Below are 8,496 nucleotides of genomic sequence, written 5' to 3'. Positions count from 1 at the left end.
GGCGGTGGCCGGCGAAGTACAGGCGATCTGCACCGCTCCGCTCAACAAGGAAGCGCTGCATGCCGCCGGGCACATCTACCCCGGCCACACCGAGCTGCTCGCGCATCTGACCGGTACCGAAGAAGTGTCGATGATGCTGTCCTCACCCACGCTCAAGGTCATTCACGTGACCACTCACATCGGGCTGTTGGACGCCGTCGCCAGAATCGAGCCGGGACTGGTGGAGCGGACCATCCGCCGCGGCCATGACGCCCTCGTCAGGTCGGGCAACGCGAATCCGAAGATCGGCGTGTGCGGCATCAACCCACACGCCGGCGAGAACGGCCTGTTCGGCTATGGCGAAGAGGATCAGAAGATCGTCCCCGCCGTCGAACTGTTGCGCGCCGAAGGCGTCGACGTGCACGGCCCCTTGCCGGCTGACACCGCGTTCTTCCTCGCAGGCCGCGGCGATTACGACCTCATCGTCGCGATGTACCACGATCAGGGCCACGGTCCCGTCAAGGTGCTCGGCCTCGAAGCCGGCGTCAACATCACCGTCGGCCTGCCCGTGATCCGCACGTCGGTTGACCACGGAACGGCTTTCGACATTGCAGGTAAGGGCATCGCCGAGCCCGGTAGCATGATCGAAGCCCTCAGGCAGGCGGCGGAACTGGCCACGAGCACGGCCACGGTCTAGGAGAGGCGATGGCGGTCCGACAGTCGAAGGCACGACGCTCCGAGATCGTCCGACTCGCGAAGACCAGCGGGCTCGCAAGCGTCGAGGAGCTCTCCACACTCTTCGTCGTCACCCCGTCGACCATCCGCCGTGACCTCGCCCAGCTGACCGCCGAGGGACTGATCGCAAGAACCTACGGCGGCGCGATCGCCCTCGGTGCCCATCCCGAGCCGTCGATCCGACAGCGCACGCTCGAGGGCTACGACGCCAAGCGGGCAATCGCGAAATGGGCGGCGACGCAAGTGCTTCCCGGCGAGACCATCCTGCTCGACGCGGGTACCACCGTCGGCGCGATGGGCGAGTTCCTGCGCGCGGCGGAGGGTCTCACGGTGATCACGGCCGGCCTCACCGCGCTCGAAGCGCTCGCCGATGCCGATGCAGTGCACATCGAATGCCTCGGTGGAACACTGCGACACCTGAGTCAGGGCTTCGTGGGGCCATTGACTGAATCCGCGCTCGCCCGCCTGTCGTTCGACCGGGCCTTCCTCGGCGCCGACGCCGTCACCGCCGACCGCGGAATATGTGAGGCCGAATTGGAACAGACGCGCCTCAAGGAACTCATGATGGAGCGGGCCGGCGCGGTGTACGTCCTCGCTCACGCCGCGAAGCTGGGTGCCCGGCCGTTCCACGCATGGGCGCCACTGCCTCCCGACGTCACGGTGGTCACCGACTCCGCCGCCACGGACGCCCAGACCCGTCCCTTCACCGATCGAGGCATCGCGGTCGTGACGGTGTGACGGTGAGTGACATTGAATTCAATATCGGCCGAATCGCCCCGCGGGGCAGTGCTTTGTCCGAGAATGTGAACACTAAGAAGGACGTTCGCAGACGGGGGAGTGACCATGAGTGAACGCGAAGAAGCCGAAGTGACGATTACTGCCCGGGTACGGGTCTTCCCGAGCACCGACAAGGAAGCCCATGGCGTCGTCGTCGACGACTTCGGTGACGGCATCGGCATTCCGGTTGAGATCGGCGGCGACCGCATCGCCGAGGCCGCGCGTCGCTGGGCGGTGCAGCTGGACGACGACAGCCTGGTGTTCGTCGACAGCGACCAACTCGTCGCCGAGTGACTCCTCCGTTACGCCCTCAGCGTGGGAGGATGGCGACCACACGCGATACCGGCAAACGAGTGGCTTCCTGATCGGTCGCCGGTAGCGGTCTGAACTGCGGTTCGACGTCCGGTCGGCCGTGCCGGCAACGATTCCCCCTTCGATATTCGGCCTCGGCGACGATGCGGTGACGATGATCACGTAACGCCAACGGCATTACCGACGGTTAAACTCAGTGACGACACTTCGATGATGCCGTCGGGCTTACGTGTCGGAAGGTGGATCAGAATGGCTTTGACAATGAGAATGGCTGCCGGTCTTGGTGGTTTGGCGATTGCGCTTGCAGCGGGAAGCGGGATCGCTTCGGCTGCGCCCGGCGACGAGGCCATCGTCAACTCGACCTGCACCTATCCGCAGGTGATCGCGGCGCTCACCGCAGAGGACCCGGCTGCGGCCAACCAGGTGACCAGCAGCCCCGTCGCAACCGGATGGATACAGAGCCTGGTTGCCGCGCCGCCGGCGAAGCGCCAGCAGCTGATAGATCAGGTACGGGGTGTTCCCCAGGTTGCGCAGAACGTCGGGCTGATCTCTCAGGTCGCGAACACCTGCAACAACTACTGATTTCGTCGGTCGTCGCCAACGACAACCGACGCTAACGACAAAGGCCCACCTCCGAGTGAAAGTTACTCGGAGGTGGGCCTTTTCGTTGGCGGTCAGACCAGCCCGAGCAGCTCCAGGTCGGTGACGTACTTGACGATCACCGACGCGGTGATGTGCGGGATGTCCTTGTCGGGGCCGATTTTGGCGTCCTGTACTGCCGTCCGGAACCGGTCCGCAGGTGCCAGCGACCCGTTGATCGGGTGATCCGGTGACTGGTAGTTGTGCAGCAGCGGCAGTAGCGATGCCTGCCGTTGCTTCTCGGGGAGTGCCCGCAGCGAGGTGTCGAACCGCGCCAACCAATCGGAGTAGGCGGGCACCCGCGTGATCGGGTAACCGGCGTCGATGAGCCAGTCGACGTAGGTGTCCATGCCGATACCGTCGTCGTACGGATTCATCACGTGGTACGTCTCGAAGCCGGCCTGAACCTGCACGCCAAGCGTCGAGATCGCGTCTGCGATGAACTCCACGGGAAGACCGTCGAAGTGCGCTCGCTGCCGACTGCCGTCGGCGTCCATCTCGTAGAACGAGGCCGGTGCCACCCCCGTCGCCACCAGGCTCAGCATCATCCGGGTGAACATGTCCGGCACGTTCAGCTGGCCGGCGTAGGTGGTGTCGGCCATGATCATGTCGCAGCGGAAGACGGATACGGGCAGCCCGGCCAGGTCGTTGGCCTCGCGCAGCAGCACCTCACCCGCCCACTTGCTGTTGCCGTAACCGTTGGCGTAGTTGTCGCCGACCTCGCGGGTGGCGCTCATCTGCCGGATGTCGGTGTCCTCGACGAACTTGCCCGGCTCGATGCCGTCGCCGACGCCGATCGTCGAGACATAGACGAACGGCTTGATGCGCGTGGTGAGCGCGATGCGGATGAGCTCGGCGGTGCCGACGACGTTGGGCCCGAACAGCTGGCTGTAGGGCAGCACGTGGTTGACCAGTGCGGCCGGATCGACGATCAGGTCGACGGTGTCGGCCAGCCGTTGCCAAGTCGCTTGGTCCAGACCGAGATTCGCCTCACCCTTGTCGCCGGCGAGCACCTCGAGATGTTCGGCCGCCAGCGACTGGTAGTGCTCGACGAGCTTCGGATCGCCGCTGTCGAACGTGTCGTCCAGGCGGTGGCGCGCCTCCTCGTCGGTCTTGGCGCGGACCAGACAGATGACCTTGCCGTCGACGAGGTCCATCCGCTCGAGCCATTGCAGCGCCAGGTAGCGGCCCAGGAAACCGGTCGACCCGGTGAGCAGAACGGTACGGACCTCCCGCGCAGGTCCCGGAAGCGACGGTGCCGCAGACAGAGTCGCCTCGTCGATGAATCGATCCAAGACGAGATCGCGGGCGTGCACCTCGGTGGCGTCACGGCCGTGGACCGCGTCGTAGGTGGGCCGCTTGGAATCACCGGTGCGCTGCGTCTCGACGTACGCGGCGATGGCCGCCAGGTCGCTGGCCGGGCTGACGATCACGCCGACGGGCACGTCGACCTCGAAGATGTCGTGCAGGAGATTGGCGAAGGTCAACGCCGACAACGAATCTCCGCCCAGATCGGTGAACTGGGCATCGGGTGCGACATCGGAGGAGGCTGCGCCGAGCAGTGCACTGGCGGCCTTGCCGACCGTCTCGAGGACGGGACGGTTCGCCCCGTCCTTGCGCAGGGTGCGCAAGACGTCCGCCTGTCCGTCGGTCAGGTCGACGTAGAGCTGTTCGAGCTCGGGGCCGTAATGGGCCTTGAGCTGGGGGCGGGCCAGCTTGCGGATGCCCGTGAGGAGGCCGTTCTCCAGCGTGAAGGGTGTGGTCTCGACGAGAAAGTCGCGAGGGATCTCATACGACTGCAACCCGGCCTCGCGCGCGATGCTCTGCAACGCGTCGCTCAACAGCGGCTTGACCGCGGCGACGTCTCCGCCGACGCTGGCCAGAGCGTCGTCGGTGGGGACGATCACCGCCAGCACGTAGGAGCGGGCGCTGTTGCCGTACACGAAGATCTGGCGCACCGACGGGTGGCCGCCGTAGGCCGCCTCCAGCTTGGAGACGGTGACGAACTCGCCCTGGGAGAGCTTCAGCACGTTGTTGCGGCGGTCGACGTAGATCAGCTGATCGGGCCCGGTCTCGGCGAAGACGTCACCGGTGTGGTACCAGCCGTCGGTGTCGAAGAGTTCGGCCGTCACGTCGGGTCGCTTGTAGTAGCCGGGGATCACGTCGGCGGACTTGACCCACAGCTCGCCGCGCGGATGCGGGCGGTCGGTGGCGAAGTAGCCGAGGTCCGGCACGTCGACCAGTTTGTAGTCGAGCACGGGTGGGCGGCGGAGCTTGTCGTCGACGAGCACGACGCCGTCCTCGGTGGAGCCGTAGCCGTTGATGAGGTGGATGTCGATGAACTCCTCGGCCCAGGCGCGCAGCTCCGGTGAGATCGGCGCCGAGCCGGTCATCGCCGAGAACTGGCGTCCGCCAATGAGATTGTCGCGTTGCTCGGCCATCACCTGCAGCTCGACGGCGGCCCGGTCGGCATCGCCTGCGCCCTCCGCCGTGCGGCGGTCGACCTCGCTCTGCACCTCCTGGAAGAGCATCTCCCAGATGCGTGGGACGAGGTCAAGCTTCGTCGGGCGGACCAGCGCAAGGTCGTCCAGCAGGGTGGACAGGTCGCTCTTGGCGGCGAAGTACGCCGTGCCGCCCACACCGAGCGTGGAGTACAGGATGACGCGGCCCATCACGTGGCTCACGGGCATGAAGCTCAGCGTGATCGCGGGCAGCTTGCCGTCGACGTCCCAGTCGGGGCTGAACCACCCGCGCCAGCAGTTGGCCATCAGCCGGTCGGTGTACATGGCGCCCTTGGGGGTGCCGGTGCTGCCAGAGGTGTAGATGAGCAGACGCAGAGCGTCCTGATGGCCGCGCTGCGTCTCGGGGACGTCGGAATGCTTGGCACCCTTGGCGATGACGTCGTCGAGCGATTCGACACTGACGTGACGCTCGGCCAGGCGCGCGGCCGCGGACTCAAAGGCCTCTCGGTGATCATCGATCTGGGGGTGGTAGTCGAAGACGACGAACCGCTTCGGGGCGTGGGCGGTCAGCGCGAGCTCGACGGCGTCGTCGAGGTGGTCGATGCTGGAGAGGATGGCGACCGGCTCGGTCTCGACGAGGATCGGGTGCAGTTGTCGAACCGGCGCGCTGGTCTGCAGCGGCACCGCGACGGCCCCGGTCAGTGACAGTGCCATGTCGACGACGGCGTAGTCGGCGCTGGTGAAGCCGAGCGTTGCGACCCGGTCGCCGGGCTGGACGGGGTCTCCCGCCAGTGCGTCGGCGAGGGCCCGCACGCGCGACCACGTCTCGCGGTAGGTAATGGTGTCGAAGTGCGGCTGCAGTTCGGCGACGGTGCGGCCGGAGGCGTCGGTGACGAACTCGACGGCGCGCTGTCCGAGGGCAGGCCGGTCGGCGTAACCATTCATCACGGTGCGGATCACGTCCGCGAGGATCAGGCCGTCGAGTGCGGCGGTCACCGATGGATCGGGCTGAGCGGCAATGAGTTGCGCGTCGTCGGAGGTCAACCTCTCGAATCGACGGGCTAGCCGTGCCTCGCGGGCGTTGGCTGGAGCTGACATGGTGTCTCCTTGGCAGATCTAAATTTCGAATCGCTAATAGGCGCATTGCTTTGCGCACTATCAAGAAAAATAGATAAGGAAACCTATGTATTCCTGCATGCTTGCTGTGAGTGGACACGGAGCTGTGATGCGGTTCACTCGTCGAAGGATTTCGATCGGGCATCGAGACCCGAGCACCATTGTGAGTCAGGAGCTTTCAGCTACCCTCCATGGCTCATGCGCCGCGCGACGGTACCGTCCGTGACGTGCCGTTGCGCCTGCGAATGTGGTAGCCAGCACACCGTCGAGCACAGCTACACCGACTGGGCGCACATGGCAAGGCGTGCCGGGCCGACTGCCCACAGTCAGATGCGGGCCGGTGATCAATCTCACCGGCCCGCATCCGTCCACGGCGTTCAGCCTTGGAAGTAGTGCCCCTTGTCGAGATCCTCGATCAGCCTGGGCTGCGTTGGACGCCACCCCGTCGACTCGCGGGTCGCGGCGCTGGAGGCCGGGCTGTCGGCGTCGAGAAATCCCGCCAGCCAACCGAAGTGCGCGCCGGCGTTCTCGGGTGCGATCGAGACCGCGGGTAGGTCGAGGTGCCGCCCGATCACCTCCGCGATCTCTCGGACCGGTACGCCCTCGTCGTCGATCGCGTGCAGTACCGAACCGGCGGGCGCCTGCTCGACGGCGAGGCGAAAGAGGCGGGCGGCATCGGACCGGTGGACGGCGGGCCAGCGATTGGCTCCTTCGCCTATGTAGCCGGAGACGCCCTTGTCGCGGGCGATGGCGATCTGGGTGGGGACGAAGCCGTTGTCGCCGTCGCCGTGCACCGTCGGCGGGAGCCGCAGCACCACCGAGCGGACGCCGCGGTCGGCGAGGGACAGCACCAGTCGCGCGTTGTCCATTCGACCCGCGGGCCCACCGCCGATCGCAGCCTGACCGGCGGTGCGCCCGTCCTGTTCGGTCGCCACCCGCCCCGGTGTGAGACCGAGTGTTCCCGCGGCGATGACGAACGGGCGATCGGAACCCGCCAGCGCCTCGCCGAATGCCTCGATGGCGAGACGGTCGGCGGCGACGGCGCCGTCGAAGTCGCCGGAGAACGCGATGTCGTGTTTGAACGCCAGGTGGATGACACCGTCCGACGCGACCGCCGCAGCCCGCAGGCCGTCGAGATCGTCGAGGGAGCCGCGGTGCACGTCGGCGCCTGCCTCGGTGAGTGCGGCCGCCGAGGCGTCGGAGCGGGCCAGCCCGACTACGTCGTGGCCTGCGCCAATGAGCTCGGGGACGACGGCGGAGCCGACCCAGCCGGACGCGCCGGTGACGAAGATGCGCATGAAGACCTCCACGAAATTGATGTCAGTTACTGTCATCGTCACCATAGCCGGGATGTCAGCGGCTGTCATCAACTAACATCTTCCCCATGGGCCGATGGGAGCCGGATGCGGTCGGCCGCCTTCAGGAGGCGGCGTTGGAGTTGTACGCCGAGCGGGGCTTCGAGTCGACTGCAGTGGCAGACATCGCCGAGCGAGCGGGACTCACGGAGCGCACCTTCTTTCGCTACTTCGCCGACAAGCGAGAGGTGTTGTTCTTCGGGTCCGACTCATTGGTGGAATTGTTCGAGAACGCCGTTGCGAGTGCGCCCGAGTCGCTCGCCCCCATCGACGCCGTTGGAGCCGCCCTTCAGGCCGCCGCCGGGTTCTTCGAGGAGCGTCGCGAAAACGCGCAGAGACGCCAGGGCGTGATCGCCGCGAACCCGAGTCTTCAAGAGCGCGAACTGATCAAGCTCGCCTCACTCGCTGCGGCGGTCGCCGGGGGGCTTCGCGGCCGTGGGGTCGGCGACGCTGCCGCGCTGTTGGCCGCAGAGGCGGGAATCGCGGTGTTCAGGATCGGCTTCGGCACCTGGGTCGACGCGTCCAATGACCGCGCCTTCGCCGACGTCATGCGAGACACGCTCGCGGAGTTCAAGGCCGTCACGGCCGGATGAGCCGCGCCCCCGAACGGGGGTGAGCTGCCATTTACCAAGGGGGAGTTAAGTTCTCACCGTCCTTCGTTCGCAACCGCCTCGATCGCAATGACGGCTCGCTCCTGGTCGAGGTATCTGCCGCCAGGCGTGACGGGTTCGAGCGAGTCGTCGAGTTCGTAGACCAGTGGTATTCCGGTGGGGATGTTGAGCCGGGCGGACGCCTCGCCGGACAGCCGGTCGAGGTGAGTGACCAGGGCTCGAAGTGAATTGCCGTGTGCGACAATGCAAGCGATGCGACCCGCGCGAAGGCCGGGCGTGATCGCGCCCGACCAGTAGGGCAGCAATCGGGTGGTGACCTGCACGAGGCTCTCCGCATGCGGTATGAGTTCCGTCGGGATTGCTGCGTAGCGCTGGTCGCGTGCCAGTCGCTCGAACTCGGCAGCCGAGATGGGTGGTGGGGCGACGTCATGGGAGCGGCGCCACGCGACGTAGCGCTCCTCGCCGAACTCCCGGAGTATCTCGCTCTTCACCCGCCCCTGGAGCGACCCG

Annotated in this window: 8 protein-coding genes; 5 read left to right on the top strand and 3 right to left on the bottom strand. The window is 66.5% G+C overall.

Features of this window, described 5'->3' with window-relative positions:
• The 4 genes from pdxA to ACRDUX_RS27915 all read left to right on the top strand — a co-directional run.
• Positions 1 to 676, top strand: a 676-nt coding sequence (gene pdxA / locus ACRDUX_RS27930) for a 4-hydroxythreonine-4-phosphate dehydrogenase PdxA (RefSeq protein ID WP_526418604.1), incomplete at its 5' end; no start/stop codon positions are given.
• Between the two features lie 8 nt (positions 677 to 684).
• A complete protein-coding gene (locus tag ACRDUX_RS27925) occupies positions 685 to 1,452 on the top strand; it encodes a DeoR/GlpR family DNA-binding transcription regulator (RefSeq protein ID WP_526418602.1) in 768 nt (255 codons plus the stop codon).
• Between the two features lie 105 nt (positions 1,453 to 1,557).
• Positions 1,558 to 1,785, top strand: coding sequence for a hypothetical protein (locus tag ACRDUX_RS27920; RefSeq protein WP_526418600.1), 228 nt, complete (start codon positions 1,558 to 1,560; stop codon positions 1,783 to 1,785).
• 267 nt (positions 1,786 to 2,052) lie between these two features.
• Positions 2,053 to 2,385 carry a hemophore-related protein gene (locus ACRDUX_RS27915; RefSeq protein WP_526418598.1) on the top strand — a complete coding sequence of 111 codons (333 nt, stop codon included), beginning with the start codon at positions 2,053 to 2,055 and terminating at the stop codon, positions 2,383 to 2,385.
• 92 nt (positions 2,386 to 2,477) lie between these two features.
• On the opposite strand, the gene car is transcribed toward ACRDUX_RS27915, so the two are convergent.
• Entirely contained in the window at positions 2,478 to 6,002 is a 3,525-nt protein-coding gene (gene car / locus ACRDUX_RS27910; protein WP_526418596.1) for a carboxylic acid reductase, read from the bottom strand.
• A 395-nt stretch (positions 6,003 to 6,397) separates the two neighbouring features.
• Positions 6,398 to 7,318, bottom strand: coding sequence for an SDR family oxidoreductase (locus ACRDUX_RS27905; RefSeq protein ID WP_526418605.1), 921 nt, complete (start codon positions 7,316 to 7,318; stop codon positions 6,398 to 6,400).
• A gap of 86 nt (positions 7,319 to 7,404) precedes the next feature.
• Between ACRDUX_RS27905 and ACRDUX_RS27900 the strand changes: the two genes are divergently transcribed.
• On the top strand, positions 7,405 to 7,968 hold the full coding sequence (locus ACRDUX_RS27900; protein ID WP_526418594.1) for a TetR family transcriptional regulator: 564 nt from the start codon (positions 7,405 to 7,407) through the stop codon (positions 7,966 to 7,968).
• A 53-nt stretch (positions 7,969 to 8,021) separates the two neighbouring features.
• Here the strand turns inward: ACRDUX_RS27900 and ACRDUX_RS27895 are convergent.
• A partial coding sequence (locus ACRDUX_RS27895) for a 2,3-bisphosphoglycerate-dependent phosphoglycerate mutase (RefSeq protein ID WP_526418592.1) occupies positions 8,022 to 8,496 on the bottom strand: 475 nt, incomplete at its 5' end.

It is taken from the genome of Mycobacterium sp. (assembly GCF_050701675.1).
Taxonomy (GTDB): Bacteria; Actinomycetota; Actinomycetes; order Mycobacteriales; family Mycobacteriaceae; genus Mycobacterium.
This window is presented reverse-complemented; position numbering and strand designations above follow the sequence as displayed.

What these genes read in the sequence shown, in the direction of transcription:
- ACRDUX_RS27920 (WP_526418600.1), top strand. Translation starts at nt 1,558, where the DNA reads ATGAGTGAACGCGAAGAAGCCGAAGTGACGATTACTGCCCGGGTACGG.
- ACRDUX_RS27900 (WP_526418594.1), top strand. Translation starts at nt 7,405, where the DNA reads ATGGGCCGATGGGAGCCGGATGCGGTCGGCCGCCTTCAGGAGGCGGCG.
- ACRDUX_RS27925 (WP_526418602.1), top strand. Translation starts at nt 685, where the DNA reads ATGGCGGTCCGACAGTCGAAGGCACGACGCTCCGAGATCGTCCGACTC.
- car (WP_526418596.1), bottom strand. Translation starts at nt 6,002, where the DNA reads ATGTCAGCTCCAGCCAACGCCCGCGAGGCACGGCTAGCCCGTCGATTC.
- ACRDUX_RS27915 (WP_526418598.1), top strand. Translation starts at nt 2,053, where the DNA reads ATGGCTTTGACAATGAGAATGGCTGCCGGTCTTGGTGGTTTGGCGATT.
- ACRDUX_RS27905 (WP_526418605.1), bottom strand. Translation starts at nt 7,318, where the DNA reads ATGCGCATCTTCGTCACCGGCGCGTCCGGCTGGGTCGGCTCCGCCGTC.